The organism is Streptomyces sp. NPDC045998, from assembly GCF_056430285.1.
The window spans coordinates 503,314-518,304 of the sequence record NZ_JBWKLJ010000001.1 but is presented as its reverse complement, the minus strand read 5'-3'; the positions used below and the strand labels follow the sequence as shown (position 1 = coordinate 518,304).

The window sequence follows — 14,991 nt, the reverse complement described above, 5'->3', positions numbered from 1 at the left end:
CGGGTCCCGGAACCGGGGCCCGGGGGCCCGGGGGCTCCACCCCGGGCCCCCGGTTCCGGGGCGGTCAGCGCAGGTGCGACGTGTCGTTCAGCAACCGGACCGAGGCGTTGCCGTCCTTGTAGTACGCCACCGCCGAGAGCGACGCCGCCGAGAGTTCCATGCGGAACAGGGACTCCGGCGGGGCGCCCAGGGCCAGGCGGACGAGGGTCTTGATCGGGGTGACGTGCGTGACCAGCAGGACCGTGCGGCCCGCGTAGCGGGCCGTCAGCTCGTCGCGGGCCGCCGCGACCCGGCGTGCCGTCGCCGCGAAGGACTCGCCGCCCGTGGGGGCCGACTTGGCGGAGGACAGCCAGGCGTCCAGGTCGTCGGGGTACCGCTCGCGGACCTCCGCGAAGGTGAGGCCCTCCCAGGCGCCGAAGTCCGTCTCGCGCAGGCCGTCCTCGATGCGGACGTCCAGGCCCAGCCGCGCCGCGACCGCCGCGGCCGTCTGGCGGCAGCGCTGCAGCGGCGACGAGACGATGTCCTGGATCGTGCCGCGCGCCGCCAGCGCGGAGGCGACCGCCTCGGCCTGGCGCAGGCCCACCGCCGAGAGCTCCGGATCGCTGCCGCCGCTGCCCGAGAAGCGCTTCTCGGGGGTGAGCGCCGTCTCGCCGTGGCGCAGGAGCACGAAGGTGGCCGGTGCGCCGAGGTCCGCGGGCGCCCCCCAGCCGACCGGGGGCGTGGAGTGCGCCGCGGCCTCCGCGGCGGCCGCCGTGGCCACCGCCGAGACGCTCGTCGGCTGGGCCGGCACCGCCGAAACCCCCGACGAGACGCCGGCCAGTGCCGCCCGCGCCTTCGCCGCGCCGGCCGCCGCGTCGCCGACCACGCGGGCCGCGCCCGCGTCGAGGGCGGCGACCGACGCCGACGGCTGCCACTGCTTGCCGCGCTTGCCCGCGTCCATCGCCTCGTTCGCGAGCCGGTCCGCGTGCTTGTTCTTCTCGCGCGGGATCCACTCGTACGTCACCTGGGACGCGGGGAAGACGCGGGCGGCCTCCGCCGCGAGCGGCTTCATGTCCGGGTGCTTGATCTTCCAGCGGCCGGACATCTGCTCCACGACGAGCTTGGAGTCCGTTCGTACGCGGATCTTCGCGTCGGGCGCCAGCTCCCGCGCCGCCTTGAGCCCGGCCACCAGGCCGCGGTACTCCGCGACGTTGTTCGTGGCGACGCCGATGTACTCGGCGGTCTCGACCAGGGGTTCCCCGGACACCGGGTCCAGGACGACCGCCCCGTACCCGGCCGGGCCCGGGTTGCCCCGGGAGCCGCCGTCCGCCTCGACGATCAGCTCGCGCAGCTCGGCGGCGGGCATCAGACGCCGGACTCCGCCGTGCGGACCAGGATGCGGCGGCAGGTCTCGCACCGCAGGACGGTGTCCGGGGCGGCGGCCCGCACCTCGTTCACCTCGGTGATGTTGAGCTCGATGTGGCAGCCCTCGCAGCGGCGCTGGTACAGGCGGGCCGCGCCGACGCCGCCCTGCTGCTCGCGGATCTTCTGGTAGAGCTTCATCAGGTCGGCGGGCACGGACGCGGCCACGACCTCGCGCTCCTTGGCGACCGACGCGGCCTCGCCGTCCAGCTCCTGCAGCGCCGCGTCGCGCCGCGCGGTCGCGTCGTCGACCTTGCCCTGCACGGAGCCGACCCGCTCGGTGAGCTCGGCGACCCGCTCGTGGGCGGACTCGCGGCGCTCCATGACCTCGAGGACGACGTCCTCCAGGTCGGCCTGGCGCTTGGCGAGGGAGACGATCTCCTTCTGGAGGTTCTCCAGGTCCTTGGGGGAGGTGATGGCGCCGGAGTCCAGCCGCTGCTGGTTCCGGACGGCGCGCTGGCGCACCTGGTCGACGTCCTGCTCCGCCTTGGTCTGCTCGCGGGCGCAGTCGCTCTCCTCCGTCTGCGCGGCCACGAGCAGGTCACGCAGCTGGGTGAGGTCCTTGGTCAGCGACTCGATCTCGGCGTGCTCGGGCAGCGACTCCCGCTTGTGGGCGATCTGCGACAGGCGCGTGTCGAGGGCCTGGACGTCGAGGAGGCGGATCTGGTCGGCGGGCGCGGCGTTCAGTTGGGGGCTCCAGAGGAAGAGTGGTGGGACCAGGGGTCGGTGACCGTCTTGGAGACGTGGACCCGCAGGTCCCAGCCGTGGCGGTCGGAAATCTCGTCGAGCTGGGCGGCGGCCAGCTCGCACCAGGGCCATTCGGTGGCCCAGTGGGCGGCGTCGACCAGCCCGAGCGGCGTGTGCTGCGTGGCCTCGGAGGCCGGGTGGTGGCGCAGGTCGGCGGTGAGGAACGCGTCGACCCCGGCGGCCCGTACGGCGTCGAAGAGGCTGTCGCCGGAGCCGCCGCTGACGGCGACGGTACGGACGAGGGCGTCGAGGTCGCCGGCGACGCGGATGCCCTGCGCGGTGGCGGGGAGCCGCTTGGCGGCGCGGGCCGCGAAGTCGCGCAGGGTCTCGGGCGGGTCGACCTCGCAGATCCGGCCGAGGCCGGTCTCGGGGACGAGCGGCCCGGTGACGCGGAGGTCGAGTGCGCCGGCGAGGGCGTCGGAGACGCCGGGCTCGGCGGTGTCGGCGTTGGTGTGCGCGACGTGCAGCGCGATGTCGTTCTTGATGAGCGTGTGGACGACGCGGCCCTTGAAGTGGCCGGCCGCGACCGTCGTCGTCCCGCGCAGGTAGAGGGGGTGGTGCGTGATGATCAGGTCCGCGCCGAGGGCGAGCGCCTCGTCGGCGATCGGCTGGACGGGGTCGACGGCGATCAGGACGCGCGTGACCTCGGCGTCGGGGTCGCCGCAGACCGTGCCGACGGCGTCCCACTGCTCGGCCCGCTCGGGGGGCCAGAGGGCGTCGAGCTCGGCGATGACTTCAGACAGACGGGGCACGTAGGAAAGGCTACCTGCCCCGCACGCCCCGCCGCCCTGGCCTGTGGACAACCCCGCCCGCCCGTGCAGCGGCGTCCCCTGCGGCCGCCGCGCCGCACCCCGCACGCCCTGCTCTCACCACTCCCCCTGCTCCCCCAGCACATCCGACCCCACCCCCTCAGGAGAATCGGGACATCGCCACCCTTATAGGTGAAGCAGCGCGACACGCGCGGTTCGGTCCGGCGTACGAAAACTACTTTCAGTCGCCGGAGGTGACGAATCGATGACTGTCTGTGCCATCGATACCGCCGGGCGTACGGGATTCACGATCGCGGCGAACGGTACCTACGCGGCGCGGCTGGCGGGTGACGGCGAGGCGCTGTACCCGGAGCGGTGGACCCTGGACGGCCCGGAGCCGTACGCGGTGCCGCTGCCGCTCTCCCAGCCGGAGGACCCGCACGCGCAGTTGCTGCCGCTCGCGGACGGAAGGGTGCTGATCGGTCGCCGCACGGGCGAACGGCACACCTTTTCCCTGCTGTACCCGACCGGGCCGGGCACCGGCCAACTGCCGCTGGGCGCGGTCGAGTCGCCGTCCCTGCGGCTGCTCCCGCCACCTCCGGGCGGTACGCGCGCGTACGCCCTGACGGTGGGCGAGTACTCCTCCAGCGTCTGGCTGGTGGCGGGCGGCGCGTTCGGCCCGGAGCACGTCGCGGAGGTAAAGGGGCACTGTACGGGCGGGGTCTGGCTGGACCGTACGGGGCGGCTCCTGGCGCTGGACCGGCAGCTCGACGGCGGTCCGGTCAAGGCGGTCGCGGTCGACCTGGAGCGGGGCGGGGAGGTGACCCCGCTGCTCCAGATCACGGAGGCGAGCGAGGACCGGCTGCTGCTGGCGGACGCGGACAGCGGCCTGCTGCTGATCCGCTCCGACGCCCCGTCACCGGGGCACGCCCGGCTGGGCTGGGGCGTCCTCGGCAGCACACTGCCGGTCCGCTTCCCCGATTGCCTGCGCCTGGCCGACGCCGCCGTGACGCCGTTCGCCGTCCAGCCGGGGCAGATGCTGACGCCGGAATCCTGCGCGGTGGCGCTGCGCATCGACGCGGCGACCGGCAGCTGGGTGGGCGTGTGGCGGCCGTCCGGGCGGCGGCTGCTCCAGCTCCCGGCACCGGCGGGCTGGCTGACGGGCACGGGCCTGTGGACGCGGGACGGCGTGCTGCACCTGCCGTACGTCGCCGGGTCCGTACGGTGCGGGCTCGCGCGGATCGCACCGGACCCGAAGGCGCTCACACAACCGCCACAACCGGAGTCCGCGGAGGGGGAACCGCCGGGGCGCGAGGTGACTCCTGGTGTGTGCAAACCGGTTCCGCTGCAACAGGCACCGCTGCAGGGAGCACCACCGCAGGGAGCACCACCGCAGGAAACGCCGCTGCGAGGGGCGGCGCCGCAGGGGGCGCCACTGCACGGAGCACCGTTGCAGGGGGCACCACTGCACGGAGCACCGTTGCAGGGGGCACCGTTGCAGGGGGCGACGCTGCTGCGGCGGACACCTCTGACCGGCCCGACGGCCCGCGGCTAGACTCACGGGCCGCATATGTCAGCGATCACTACGGGGTGAACTTCCTACATGTCTGAGGCCATGACCGACACGACCCACGCGACGCGACCGCAGGGGAACGCCGGCGGCTCCGGAAAGCACCGAGGGGGCGCGGCTACGACGGAGGACCTGTCCTCCCAGCCGCACGGCCGCCACCGCAAGGTCCCGAACCAGGGCACCGCGGCCTGACGGCTCGTCGCACGCGAGGAGGGCCGCTCCGGGGAGATCCCCTGGAGCGGCCCTCCTTAGCATGTGCCGTTCGGCGGCCTCAGTCGCTGGAGCAGGCGGTCGCCGTCCAGCGCGCGTACGGCCCGCGCCATGGTGCGTACGTGGATCTCCTTCTCCTGCCGCTCGTACATCGCGGACAGGCCGTCCCGCAGCGCCCGCGCCTCCGCCACGAGCGCCTGCGCGGCCCTCAGCGCCGTGTACGTCTCCGTCGTACGCGACGGATTGGCGCCGCCGAGGCGCTTCAGGGCGGCGAGGTACGCGTCGACGACCCGGCTCTCCGCCTCGGTGAGGGCCGGAATCCCCGGCGCCGGTTCATCCGGGACCATCACAGTGCCAGCTGGCTGTCGCGCGTCGAGATGATCTGGTCGACGAGGCCGTACGCGAGGGCGTCCTCGGCGGTGAGGATCTTGTCGCGCTCGATGTCGTCGCGGATCTTCTCGATCGGCTGGGTGGAGTGCTTCGCCAGCATCTCCTCCAGCTGCGTACGCATGCGCAGGATCTCGTTGGCCGCGATCTCCAGGTCGGAGAGCTGCTCACGATCGGTGCCGCCGGACGGCTGGTGGATCAGCACGCGGGCGTTCGGCAGGGCCATCCGCTTGCCCGGCGTACCGGCGGCGAGGAGGACGGCCGCGGCGGAGGCCGCCTGGCCCATGCACACCGTCTGGATGTCCGGCTTCACGAACTGCATCGTGTCGTAGATCGCCGTCAGCGCGGTGAAGGAGCCACCGGGACAGTTGATGTAGAGGGCGATGTCCCGGTCCGGGTCCATGCCCTCCAGGCAGATCAACTGGGCCATGAGGTCGTTGGCCGAGGCGTCGTCGATCTGCACGCCCAGGAAGATGATGCGCTCCTCGAAGAGCTTCGCGTACGGGTCGTACTCGCGCACGCCCTGGGACGTGCGCTCCGTGAAGTGCGGCAGCACGTAGCGCGCCTCGGCGGACTTGTGGAGCGTGCCCGGATTCACCATGTCGTCGTCCCCTCACTGGTCCAGCGTACGAGTCAAAATGTACAGGACGTACAGAACATAGAATGGGGGAATGGCTTATGAGATTCCGGTGACGCAGGCCCGGGCGGAGCTCGCGGATCTGATCAACCGCGTGGTCTACGGCGGCGAGCACGTGGTCCTCACCCGCCACGGCAAGCCGCTCGTGGCTCTCGTGACGGCCGCCGACCTGGAGCGACTGAAAGGCGGGGACACTCAAGAGGGCACACCGGAGGGCGCGCCGGAGGAGCCGGAGCGGATCATCGGGACCGTGTCGTCCCTCTCCGAGGCCCCGTCCTCGTCCTCCGTCGGCGAACAGAGCCAGTGGGGCCTCACCGCGCATACGGAGATGTAGGGGTCCGGCGGCTCCCGGACCGGATCCTCAGGCTCTCAGACCCTCAGGCCCTCAAGCCCTCACTGGTCCGTCGTCGTCCGGCGCGGCAGCCACAGCACCATCAGCACCGCGCCCGCCAGCAGGATCCCGGCGCCCGCGCGGAAGGCGAGCGCGTAACCGGCGGTCAACGCCTCCGGGCTGGTACCGCCGGAGGTGCGGGCCGCGGCGAGCGTCGACAGGGCCGCGAGGCCCAGGGCCCCGCCCATCGTGCGGGACGTGTTGACCAGGCCCGAGACCAGCCCGGCGTCGCCGGGGGCCGCGCCCCAGGTGGCCAGCGAGGCGAGCGGGGTGATGACCAGCCCGATGCCGAGCATCATCAGGATGCCCGGGCCCATGATCATCGTCAGGTACGCGCTGTGGGCGTCCATCAGCGACTGCCAGCCGAAACCGGTGGCCGCGATCAGCGTGCCGAGCACCGCGAGGTTCCGCGCGCCGGTCACCGCCATGAGGCGCGGCGCCAGCTTGGCGCCGGCGAAGACGCTGAGGGAGCTCGGTACGAGCGCGAGGCCGGCCTCCAGCGGGGTGTAGCCGAGCACGTTCTGCGCGTACATCGTCATGAAGAACCACATGGCGAACGACGCCGAACCGTTCACGATCATCGCCACGTTGGCCGCCGACACCGCCCGCGAGCGGAAGAGCTTCAGCGGCATCAGCGGCGCCGCCGTACGCGCCTCCACCGCCACGAACGCCCCCAGCAGCACCAGTCCGCCCAGCAGCGGCACCAGCGACTCGGCGGCGCCCCAGCCGGCCTGCTCCGTCTGCACGATGCCGTACGCGACCGCCGCCAGACCGCCGGTGACGAGCACCGCGCCCGGCAGGTCCAGCCGCCGCGCGCCGCCGCCCTGGCTCTCGCGGACCCACAGCGCGGCGCCGACCAGGACCAGGATGCCGACGGGCACGTTGATGAGCAGCACCCAGCGCCAGGACAGCAGGTCCGTCAGTACGCCGCCGACCAGTCCCCCGGCGGCGCCACCCGCCGCGCCCACCGCCGACCAGGTGCCTATCGCCCGCGTCCGCGCGGGCCCGGCCGGTACGGCCCCGGTCACGATGGTCAGCGTCGCGGGCGCCAGCACCGCCGCCCCGAGGCCCTGCACGGCGCGCGCGGCGAGCAGCTGCCACCCCTCCACCGCGAGCCCGCCCGCCACGGACGCGGCCGTGAACAGCCCGAGCCCGATCAGGAACACCCGCTTGTGCCCGAACAGGTCCGCCGCCCGCCCGCCGAGCAGCATGAACCCAGCGAAGGCGATGGTGTACGCGTTGAGCACCCACTGCAGCCCCAGCGCCGAAAGGCCCAGGTCCGCGCGCATGGACGGCAGCGCCACGTTCACGACGGAGACGTCCAGCACGACGAGGAACTGTCCGGCGCAGGCGGCCAGGAGGACGAGCCAAGTGCGGGCAGGTGTCCGGGTGGTGGCGCTGGTGGCTGTGGTGGCGGAGTCGGGGGTCTGAGTGTCGGGACGCGGCTGGACCATGCGTGTCATGGTCACAGCTGCGGTACGGGTCGTACATCGGGCCTTCGACGTACGACCCGCCCTACGTCAGAAGTCCCCTTCGGCCGCCGCCGCGACGAACGCCGCGAACGCCGCCGTACCGACGGCGAAGGCGGGGCCCTCGGGGTTCTTGGAGTCGCGAACGGCGACGCGGCACGGCTGGGCGGCGATCTCGACGCAGTCGCCGCCGGTGTCGGCGCTGTAGGAGGACTTGCGCCAAGCGGCGGCGCCGAGAGGGGCGCACTCGACGCAGTCGCCACCGTTCGTGCCGCTGTAGGACGACTTACGCCACTCTGCGCCCGTCAGGTCCTGGTTGATGCCCATAACGTTCCTCCATTACGCGAGCGATCAGCGTCGCCGACTCCTCCGGGGAGAGGGCTGTGGCTTGCAAGCGAGCGTATCCGACCGAACGCTCCCTGATCACTTGCGGATTGGCCGTCATATGGCCCGAGTCGTAGCGCTCGGCGTAGAAGATGTCCGGGTCGTCTTCAAAGCGAAGAAGGTTGAACGAGCCCATCATTCCAGTGTGCTGACCGGCCGAGAAGGGCAGGACCTGGACATTGACCCACTGATGGTCCGCGAAGCTCAACAAGTGCGCGAGTTGACCTCGCATGACCTCGCGATCGCCGACCTGCCTGTGCAACAGGGCCTCGTCCAGTACCACCCACACGACGGGCGGGTGCTCCTTCGTCAGTATGCGCTGCCGCTCCATTCGCGCCGCCACCATTTCGTCGACCCCCTCCGGGCAGTCGACAGCGAGAAGAGCTCGTGCGTACGCCTCCGTCTGGAGCAGGCCATAGACCGCCTGCGCCTGGTACGTCGAGATGTACGTCGCCCGCGCCTCCATCTCCGCGTACGGCTGAAACCAGTGCGGCAGTTGGCTTCGCAGCACCAGCCCGATCAGGCGGGTGAAGGTCCCGCCCGTCTTCAGTGCGGCGTCGAGGCGTTCGGACAAGTCGCGGGTCGGGACCTTCTTCGTCGTCTCGATCTGGCCGATCAGCGAGCCCGTACAGAAGACCATGCGGCCGAGCTCTCCCTGCTTGAGACCGGCCTCCTCCCTCAGGCGGCGGAGTTCGGAGCCGTAGAAGTCCAGCGGTGAGGCGCTGGGATCGAGGACGCGGATGTTGACCATGTAGCGGCCACCCCCAAGTTCACGCCGAGCGGCGTTCATTTCGTTCTGTAGCCGAGCGTAATCAGGCGACCGCACCCTGGTGGCATGAATCACGCAAGTCACCCCCGGGAGGGGGACCTTGAGACCGGCTACCGCATGGGCTTCACCGTGGGTGAGCACTCCGCGCGTCACATGCGGCGCATCCTGCGCACCTTCCTCATGCGGTGGGGGCTGGCCGAGTTGACCGACGCGGCCGAGCTGGCGCTGACGGAGCTCGTCGCCAACGTCGTACGGCATGTGCCGGGGCGCCGCTGCACGGTGCTGATCCTGCGGCGGCCGGAGGGGCTGCGGGTCGAGGTCACGGACGGCCTGGACCGACCGCCGCTGCCGGTCGAGGCGGGGGACGCGCTCGACGAGGGCGGGCGCGGGCTGGTGCTGGTCGAAGCGGTGACGGAACGGTGGGGCACGGTGCCGCTGGCCGCCGGGAAGACGGTGTGGTTCGAGTGCGACGCCAAGTCGCCGAGCGGGGCCGCGGCTTCGGTCTGACGGTCACTCCGTCCGGCGGCTGTCGAAGGCGGCTGCCGGACGGAGCGTACCGCCGTGGGACCGACTAGCAGGTGACGCCCATGCAGATGGTGTTCAGCAACGTCAGAATTCCGGCACATCCGCACGTCAGGTCGAACGGCGTCCCGTCGACCTCGACGGGCTCCGTCTCGGGAAGGGCGTGGAGCCGGGCCAGCAGTTCGAGGTCCTGGTTCTCCATGGGTTTCTCCTTTCTCAGGCCGGCGGCTGGACCGTCCAGTGCCGGGGCGAGGGGTGACTCAGGCGGAGGAGGAAGGCCAGGATTCCGGCGGACCCGTCGCTCCAGCTGGTGGAGACGTCCCCGTACTCGTTGGGGAAGACCACATGGCCGTTTCGGTGGGCCCGTTCGGCGAGGATGAGGCGGGCCGACTCCTCGGCCATGGCGCGGTAGGTGGGGTCGCCCGTGGCCGCCGCCATGTCGAGGAGGAAGTCGCCGTTGCCCGCCAGTCCGTGGCACTGGGTGAGCGGGGCGCGGGAGGCGTGTTCCGCCACCGCGTGCGCCGCGCGGCGGGCGGGCTCGCCGTACCGGTCGTCGCGGGTGGCCTGCCACAGCCGGACGAGGAAGGTGCCGATGCCCGAGGCGCCGTGGCACCAGTACGGGGCCGTGGGCGGGTCCCCGTACTGGGCGGGCCAGCAGGTCGCCGCGCCGACGCGTACGGCGTGGGCCAGCAGGTCCTCGCCGGTCTCCACGGCGAGCTCCAGGTGTTCCGGGTCGCGGGAGACGGCCGAGGCGGCGAGAACGAAGCAGCCGATGCCGGCCGTGCCATGGGCGAAGCCGAGGTAGCGCTTGCCGGCCGCCCGGGAGGCGGCCTCGGCGGGGACCGCCCAGCTCACGCCGGGCTTGTCGCGGCGTACGGCGGCGGTCAGGCGGTCGGCGGCGTCGACGGCCAGTTCGGCGAAGCGCGGATCGCCGGTGCGGTGCCAGAGGTGGAGGGCGGCGAGGCCGCTGCCCGCCGCGCCGTGGGTGATGTCGTGGCTGGGCGTGGACCGCTGCGGCGCCAGGGCCAGGGCCACCGCGTGGTCGGTGAGCCGGCGGTCGTCGAGGGCGCGTCCGGCGTCGTACAGGGCCCAGGCGGTTCCGCGCCCGCCGAAGTGCAGGCCGGGGCGGGGGGAGCCGGTGTCGGCGCGGACGGCGATCCAGTGGCCCGCCGTGGCGAGCACCTCGGGCAGGCGCGGGTCGCCGGTGAGCTCGAAGTACCGCGTGAGGACGGCGAGGACGCCTGCGGCGCCCTGCTGCACGGTGCAGGGGTCGCTCTCCCCCGCCCTGGTGGACACCGGCCAGAGCCGTCGGTCGTCCGCCGGGGTCATGGAGGCGATGAGGTGGTCGACGATCCCGGCCACCGCGTCCTCGGCGTCGTCGTCCCCCGGCTCCGGACGGGCGCCGTCGCCCGCCGCGTACGCCGGGATCGGCGTCCCGAGGGCCGCGCGGGCCCGGGGCAGGTCCCAGCGTGCGGCGGGGTCGTCCCGCATCAGTCCGAGGATCGCCTCGGTCAGCGTCTCCGGCAGCCGCAGCGGTCCGGCGCAGGCGTCCAGCCAGGCGGCGAGGCGCTGTTCGGCGGGCCTGGTGGCGGGCTCGTCGTCCAGCAGCTGCGGCACCTTCCCGGCCAGGGCGAAGAGGGCGGTGGCACCGAGGCCGTAGAGGTCGGCCGTCGGGGAGACCGGTGCGTCGGTCAGGCGCTCGGGGGCGCTGAAGCCCGGGGTTCCCAGGCGGGTCGGCGGGGGCGACTCGTCCTCCAGTGCGGCCAGTTCGAGGTCGATCAGGCGCAGTTCGCCGTCCGGGCGGACCATGACGTTGCCGGGTGAGAGGTCCCGCAGGACGCAGCCGTGGGCGTGGGCCGCCGCGACGACGTCGACCAGCCGGGCGACCAGGGCGCGGGCGTCGGCGTGGTAGCGCTCGGCTCCGACGTCGCGGAAGTGGTCGGCGGCCCAGGCGCGCAGGCTGACGCCCGGGATCCGCTCCTCGGCCAGGAAGAGGTGGCCGCCGTGTTCGAAGAGCGCCAGGGGTTCCGGTGCCAGGCCCAGGCCCTTGAGCCGCTCCAGGGCGCGGGCCTCGGCGCGCAGCCAGTCGCGGACGTCGCGGCCGGAGGCGTCGCCCTCGACGTGGGGGCGGGCCTCCTTGATCACCACGGCGGCGCCGGTGCGGACGTCCGTGCCCCGGTAGACACCGCCCTTGTTGGTGTGCCGGATCGCCTCGCGTACGGCGAAGCGGCCGCCGAGCAGCACGGGGCCGCCCGGCGCCGTGCCCTCCCCGGGCGGCGGGGCGGGCACCGTGGCGGGGAACGGGCAGACAGCCCAGGGGGGCGGGGTGTACCGGCCCGTCCGCTTGTCCTCCACGGGGCTGCCGTCGGGGTCCTCGATGATCCACACCAGCAGGCCGTCGTCCGACAGCCGCCGCCTGCCGGTGAAGGCGCCATAGCGGTAGTGCACCAGGCTGTGTGGGGCGTACGGCTGGTCGGACGGGATGCGGGGGCCGGGCAGCCCCGCGGTGGCCCGGTGGAGCTCTTCGGCGAGCCGGACGGCGTCGGCGTCGGAGCGCGGGTAGACGGTGACGAACTTGCCCGCGCTTCCCCGGGGTGTGGCGCGGGAGTTGAGCGCGCCCACCTGGTCGAGCGACCGGGCGAACTTGAACGCCGACTCCGCGCGCAGCAGGACGTCCAGGGCCTTTTCGAGGACCGCCGGGGCGGAGGCGACCGTGGCCGACAGGTGCAGCTTCCAGCCCTGTGCGCGGGGCGTCCCGGACCCGGGGGCCACGTGGCACCATGTCTCGTCCGTGGCGGCGGTCCAGCGCTCGGCGGTGCCCGTGGCGTGCAGCGCGCGGTGGAGGAGGGCCTCCAGCTCGGTTTCGGGTGGGGCGCCCGTCGCGGCCTTCGTGGCGGTTTCCATGGTGTGACTCGTCATACGTGGCCCCTCCCAGAGGTGAGAACCGCTGGTAGGGGGCGTGCCCGATGACATAGGCATACCAACGCCACCCCGGCCGGGATCACCCCATCCGGTAAGCGCGCACCGCTGCTCCCCCGCCCGGGGGCACGCTCCGGCGCGGAGGGAGGCGCCCGACCGGGCGGCGGGGGGCCGCGCCTACGATGTGACCGCTCAGTAGGCACATCGCCCGCCCAGCACACCCGTCCACACCAGTCCGCACCAGCCCAGGAGGAAGCCGTGGCCGCTACGCCCAAGCCGGAGACGCTCGCCGCGTTCGAGGCGGCCAAGGGCTTCATGCCCGTACGGGAAGGGCTGGCGCTGTACGCGGCGGCGGCCGAGGCGGCGGAGCTGGGGCTGCCGCTGCTGGAGGTCGGCACGTACTGCGGGCGCTCGACGATCCTGCTGGCGGACGCGGCGCGGGCGGCGGGCACGGTGGTCGTCACGGTCGACCACCACCGGGGCAGCGAGGAGCAGCAGCCGGGGTGGGAGTACCACGACCCGACGGTGGTGGACCCCGAGGTCGGGCTGATGGACACGCTGCCGACGTTCCGCCGGACGCTGCACAAGGCGGGTCTGGAGGAGTACGTGGTCGCCGTCGTGGGGCGGTCGCCGCAGGTGGCGAAGGTGTGGGCGGGCGAGGTGGGGCTGGTCTTCATCGACGGGGGCCACACCGACGAGCACGCGACCGCCGACTACGAGGGCTGGGCGCCGCGCGTGGCGCCCGGCGGGTTGCTGGTCATCCACGACGTGTTCCCGGACCCGGCGGACGGCGGGCAGGCCCCGTACCGGATCTACCTGCGGGCGCTGGAGTCCGGCGCGTTCGCGGAGGTCTCGGTGACGGACTCGCTGCGCGTGCTGCGGCGCACGGCCGCGTGACCCGGTGACGCCGTGACCCCGTACTCGCTCGCCTTCTACGTGGACGTCGTCACCACCGGCACCGTGCTGGGCGTGCGGCCCTCGGACTCCCCCGAGCGGGTCGCGGAGGTCCTCGGGACGGACTTCGCGGAGAACCGCTTCGGCGATCTGAGCCTGGGGCGGGACCACGGCCTGGTCGAGTTCTTCTGGGACCGGGCGTCCGCCGGGGAACCGTGGTCGGGCCACCACCTCACCCTCCAGGTGCACCGCCTGGCGCACGGCGGGAGCCGGCTGGTGAACGGGGCCGTGCGGGCGCGGTACGGGCGCTTCGCGCCGAGGCTGCGGTTCGCGAAGCTGCGGCGCCTGCTGGAGAGGCGCGGCGTCCCGCTGGTGGAGGTGCCGGAGGTCCCGGCGAACACGCCCTATTACCGGCGGTTCCGGCAGCCGGGCTCGGGGGTGGAGGTGTCGGTCATCGGCACGTACGGGGAGTACAGCACGCCGGACGCGCTGCGGGTGGGCGACGTGTACAGCATCCAGGCCACGGCGGGCTCAGCCCCTCCCCTGCCCGCCGCGCCGCCGGCCGCACCGCCCGCCGCGCCGTCCCCTCCCCTGCCCGCCACACCGCGGTCCTCCAGGACGTGACCGGTTGGATGCGCCGTGCTCCGCGCTGGGCAGTGGCGCTCACCCTGACCATCGCCGGCGTCCTGCTGTTCGTCGGCGCCGTCTCCCACGGCGTCGACCTCCTCCGGCACGGCGTGCGCCCGTACGACTGGGCACCGGGCTGGCTCAACCTCTACTGGTCCTCGCTCGCCCTCTTCGACCCGCTCGCGGCCGCGCTCCTGATCGGCGGCAAGCGCCGGGGCGTGGACCTCGCCTGCGCCATCATGGCGACCGACACCGCCGCCAACTGGTACGCGTGCTACGGCATCCTGCACAGCGACTTCGCCGCACAGCCGGGGCTGCAGCGCCTCACCCTCTTCGCCGCCCTCGTCCTCGGCACCGCGCCGTTCCTCCGACGACGCCTGCCGTACGCCACCGTCGACACCCCCTAGCATCGGTGCGTGCACGACGACCACAGCCCCTCCCCCGCCCGCCGCGCCGCCCGCCGCGCCGCCGGCCGCCGCCGTACCGCGGTCCTCGCTGCAGCCGTGGCCCTGATCGCCGCGACGGCCGGCTGCGGGGCGGACGGAGCCGACGCGAAGGCGCCTCGGGCGGGAGCGACGCCCTCGCCGACGGCCTCCGCCTCCGCGCCGACGGCGGCCGCTCCCCTCGCGGGCAAGGTCGTCGTGATCGACCCCGGGCACAACCCCGGGAACTTCTCCCATCCCAAGGAGATCGCCGCGCAGGTGGACATCGGCACGAACCGCAAGGAATGCGACACCACCGGCACCGCCACCGCCTCCGGCTACACCGAAGCGGCCTTCACCCTGGATGTTTCACACCGTCTCCGCACTCTCCTCCAACAGCAGGGCGCCACGGTGCGCCTCACCCACGACGCCGACCGCCCCTTCGGCCCCTGCATCGACGAACGCGCCCGCGTCGGCAACGACGCGAAGGCCGACGCCGTCGTCTCCGTCCACGCGGACGGCTCCGCCGTCGGCAACCGCGGCTTCCACGTCATCCTTCCCGCCCTGGTCAAGGGCGGTACGGCGGACACAGCACGCATCGTCGGCCCCTCCCGCGCCCTCGGCGAGCACGTCGCCGCGCGCTTCGCGGCGGCCACGGGCAGCGCGCCCGCCAACTACGTGGGCGGCGGCGACGGTTTGGACGTACGCAAAGATCTCGGTGGACTGAACCTGTCGACCGTGCCCAAAGTGTTCGTCGAATGCGGCAACATGCGTGACCCGAAGGACGCCGCATTGCTGACGGATGCCGCGTGGCGGCAGAAAGCGGCCCGGGGGATCGCGGACGGGATCAGCACCTACCTACGGGACTAGGCCGGGCGGACGATAGATTCATC

The 14,991-nt window shown here is 73.2% G+C and carries 18 protein-coding genes; 8 read left to right on the top strand and 10 right to left on the bottom strand.

What is annotated here, in order from left to right:
- Positions 1-64: 64 nt before the first annotated feature.
- The 3 genes from AC07FJ_RS02320 to AC07FJ_RS02310 are packed head-to-tail and all read right to left on the bottom strand — an operon-like array spanning position 65 to position 2,900.
- Positions 65-1,345: a bifunctional RNase H/acid phosphatase gene (locus AC07FJ_RS02320; RefSeq protein WP_479044395.1), complete on the bottom strand. Its 1,281-nt coding sequence runs from the start codon at positions 1,343-1,345 to the stop codon at positions 65-67.
- Positions 1,345-2,088, bottom strand: a complete 744-nt coding sequence (locus tag AC07FJ_RS02315; protein ID WP_479045252.1) for a zinc ribbon domain-containing protein — start codon at positions 2,086-2,088, stop codon at positions 1,345-1,347. The genes AC07FJ_RS02320 and AC07FJ_RS02315 overlap by 1 nt, the downstream gene beginning before the upstream one ends.
- A complete protein-coding gene (locus AC07FJ_RS02310) occupies positions 2,085-2,900 on the bottom strand; it encodes a Nif3-like dinuclear metal center hexameric protein (RefSeq protein ID WP_361414188.1) in 816 nt (271 codons plus the stop codon). Before AC07FJ_RS02310 ends, AC07FJ_RS02315 begins: the two co-directional genes overlap by 4 nt.
- Before the next feature lie 262 nt (positions 2,901-3,162).
- On the opposite strand from AC07FJ_RS02310, the gene AC07FJ_RS02305 reads away from it, so the two are divergent.
- Together AC07FJ_RS02305 and AC07FJ_RS02300 are read left to right on the top strand one after the other, a co-directional pair.
- On the top strand, positions 3,163-4,452 hold the full coding sequence (locus tag AC07FJ_RS02305) for a hypothetical protein (protein WP_479044393.1): 1,290 nt from the start codon (positions 3,163-3,165) through the stop codon (positions 4,450-4,452).
- 60 nt (positions 4,453-4,512) lie between these two features.
- On the top strand, positions 4,513-4,659 hold the full coding sequence (locus tag AC07FJ_RS02300; RefSeq protein ID WP_361415223.1) for a hypothetical protein: 147 nt from the start codon (positions 4,513-4,515) through the stop codon (positions 4,657-4,659).
- 56 nt (positions 4,660-4,715) lie between these two features.
- Here AC07FJ_RS02300 and AC07FJ_RS02295 read toward each other — a convergent pair whose 3' ends face one another.
- Positions 4,716-5,024: a hypothetical protein gene (locus AC07FJ_RS02295; protein ID WP_468295943.1), complete on the bottom strand. Its 309-nt coding sequence runs from the start codon at positions 5,022-5,024 to the stop codon at positions 4,716-4,718.
- Complete coding sequence (locus AC07FJ_RS02290) at positions 5,024-5,665, bottom strand: ATP-dependent Clp protease proteolytic subunit (RefSeq protein WP_479044390.1); 642 nt, start codon at positions 5,663-5,665, stop codon at positions 5,024-5,026. The genes AC07FJ_RS02295 and AC07FJ_RS02290 overlap by 1 nt, the downstream gene beginning before the upstream one ends.
- Positions 5,666-5,735: 70 nt before the next feature.
- Between AC07FJ_RS02290 and AC07FJ_RS02285 the strand changes: the two genes are divergently transcribed.
- Positions 5,736-6,035, top strand: coding sequence for a type II toxin-antitoxin system Phd/YefM family antitoxin (locus AC07FJ_RS02285; protein ID WP_479044389.1), 300 nt, complete (start codon positions 5,736-5,738; stop codon positions 6,033-6,035).
- A gap of 59 nt (positions 6,036-6,094) precedes the next feature.
- On the opposite strand, the gene AC07FJ_RS02280 is transcribed toward AC07FJ_RS02285, so the two are convergent.
- From AC07FJ_RS02280 to AC07FJ_RS02270, 3 genes are all read right to left on the bottom strand, one after another.
- Positions 6,095-7,546, bottom strand: coding sequence for an MFS transporter (locus AC07FJ_RS02280; protein ID WP_479044387.1), 1,452 nt, complete (start codon positions 7,544-7,546; stop codon positions 6,095-6,097).
- Positions 7,547-7,612: 66 nt separating this feature from the next.
- Positions 7,613-7,888, bottom strand: coding sequence for a DUF397 domain-containing protein (locus AC07FJ_RS02275; RefSeq protein WP_479044385.1), 276 nt, complete (start codon positions 7,886-7,888; stop codon positions 7,613-7,615).
- The gene (locus AC07FJ_RS02270; protein WP_479044383.1) at positions 7,848-8,696 is read right to left on the bottom strand and encodes a helix-turn-helix domain-containing protein; all 849 of its coding nucleotides are present in this window, start codon (positions 8,694-8,696) and stop codon (positions 7,848-7,850) included. Before AC07FJ_RS02270 ends, AC07FJ_RS02275 begins: the two co-directional genes overlap by 41 nt.
- 84 nt (positions 8,697-8,780) lie before the next feature.
- On the opposite strand from AC07FJ_RS02270, the gene AC07FJ_RS02265 reads away from it, so the two are divergent.
- Positions 8,781-9,221 carry an ATP-binding protein gene (locus AC07FJ_RS02265; protein WP_479044381.1) on the top strand — a complete coding sequence of 147 codons (441 nt, stop codon included), beginning with the start codon at positions 8,781-8,783 and terminating at the stop codon, positions 9,219-9,221.
- Between the two features lie 64 nt (positions 9,222-9,285).
- On the opposite strand, the gene AC07FJ_RS02260 is transcribed toward AC07FJ_RS02265, so the two are convergent.
- On the bottom strand, positions 9,286-9,438 hold the full coding sequence (locus AC07FJ_RS02260) for a VenA family class IV lanthipeptide (protein WP_479044379.1): 153 nt from the start codon (positions 9,436-9,438) through the stop codon (positions 9,286-9,288).
- Positions 9,439-9,452: 14 nt separating this feature from the next.
- The gene (gene lanL / locus AC07FJ_RS02255; protein ID WP_479044377.1) at positions 9,453-12,155 is read right to left on the bottom strand and encodes a class IV lanthionine synthetase LanL; all 2,703 of its coding nucleotides are present in this window, start codon (positions 12,153-12,155) and stop codon (positions 9,453-9,455) included.
- A 315-nt stretch (positions 12,156-12,470) separates the two neighbouring features.
- Here lanL and AC07FJ_RS02250 point away from each other — a divergent pair, with 315 nt between their 5' ends.
- From AC07FJ_RS02250 to AC07FJ_RS02235, 4 genes are read left to right on the top strand one after another with little or no spacing between them, the layout of a single operon-like run.
- A complete protein-coding gene (locus AC07FJ_RS02250) occupies positions 12,471-13,052 on the top strand; it encodes a class I SAM-dependent methyltransferase (protein ID WP_479045249.1) in 582 nt (193 codons plus the stop codon).
- A 12-nt stretch (positions 13,053-13,064) separates the two neighbouring features.
- Positions 13,065-13,673 carry a hypothetical protein gene (locus AC07FJ_RS02245; protein ID WP_479044375.1) on the top strand — a complete coding sequence of 203 codons (609 nt, stop codon included), beginning with the start codon at positions 13,065-13,067 and terminating at the stop codon, positions 13,671-13,673.
- Positions 13,674-13,681: 8 nt separating this feature from the next.
- On the top strand, positions 13,682-14,083 hold the full coding sequence (locus AC07FJ_RS02240; protein WP_479044372.1) for a hypothetical protein: 402 nt from the start codon (positions 13,682-13,684) through the stop codon (positions 14,081-14,083).
- A 9-nt stretch (positions 14,084-14,092) separates the two neighbouring features.
- Entirely contained in the window at positions 14,093-14,968 is an 876-nt protein-coding gene (locus AC07FJ_RS02235) for an N-acetylmuramoyl-L-alanine amidase (protein WP_479044369.1), read from the top strand.
- Positions 14,969-14,991: the final 23 nt, after the last annotated feature.

Excerpts from the sequence above, each read along its gene's own strand:
- AC07FJ_RS02320 (WP_479044395.1), bottom strand. The coding sequence starts at position 1,345 with ATGCCCGCCGCCGAGCTGCGCGAGCTGATCGTCGAGGCGGACGGCGGC.
- AC07FJ_RS02305 (WP_479044393.1), top strand. The coding sequence starts at position 3,163 with ATGACTGTCTGTGCCATCGATACCGCCGGGCGTACGGGATTCACGATC.
- AC07FJ_RS02300 (WP_361415223.1), top strand. The coding sequence starts at position 4,513 with ATGACCGACACGACCCACGCGACGCGACCGCAGGGGAACGCCGGCGGC.
- AC07FJ_RS02295 (WP_468295943.1), bottom strand. The coding sequence starts at position 5,024 with ATGGTCCCGGATGAACCGGCGCCGGGGATTCCGGCCCTCACCGAGGCG.
- AC07FJ_RS02290 (WP_479044390.1), bottom strand. The coding sequence starts at position 5,665 with ATGGTGAATCCGGGCACGCTCCACAAGTCCGCCGAGGCGCGCTACGTG.
- AC07FJ_RS02285 (WP_479044389.1), top strand. The coding sequence starts at position 5,736 with ATGGCTTATGAGATTCCGGTGACGCAGGCCCGGGCGGAGCTCGCGGAT.
- AC07FJ_RS02280 (WP_479044387.1), bottom strand. The coding sequence starts at position 7,546 with ATGGTCCAGCCGCGTCCCGACACTCAGACCCCCGACTCCGCCACCACA.
- AC07FJ_RS02275 (WP_479044385.1), bottom strand. The coding sequence starts at position 7,888 with ATGGGCATCAACCAGGACCTGACGGGCGCAGAGTGGCGTAAGTCGTCC.
- AC07FJ_RS02270 (WP_479044383.1), bottom strand. The coding sequence starts at position 8,696 with ATGGTCAACATCCGCGTCCTCGATCCCAGCGCCTCACCGCTGGACTTC.
- AC07FJ_RS02265 (WP_479044381.1), top strand. The coding sequence starts at position 8,781 with ATGAATCACGCAAGTCACCCCCGGGAGGGGGACCTTGAGACCGGCTAC.
- AC07FJ_RS02260 (WP_479044379.1), bottom strand. The coding sequence starts at position 9,438 with ATGGAGAACCAGGACCTCGAACTGCTGGCCCGGCTCCACGCCCTTCCC.
- lanL (WP_479044377.1), bottom strand. The coding sequence starts at position 12,155 with ATGACGAGTCACACCATGGAAACCGCCACGAAGGCCGCGACGGGCGCC.
- AC07FJ_RS02250 (WP_479045249.1), top strand. The coding sequence starts at position 12,471 with ATGCCCGTACGGGAAGGGCTGGCGCTGTACGCGGCGGCGGCCGAGGCG.
- AC07FJ_RS02240 (WP_479044372.1), top strand. The coding sequence starts at position 13,682 with ATGCGCCGTGCTCCGCGCTGGGCAGTGGCGCTCACCCTGACCATCGCC.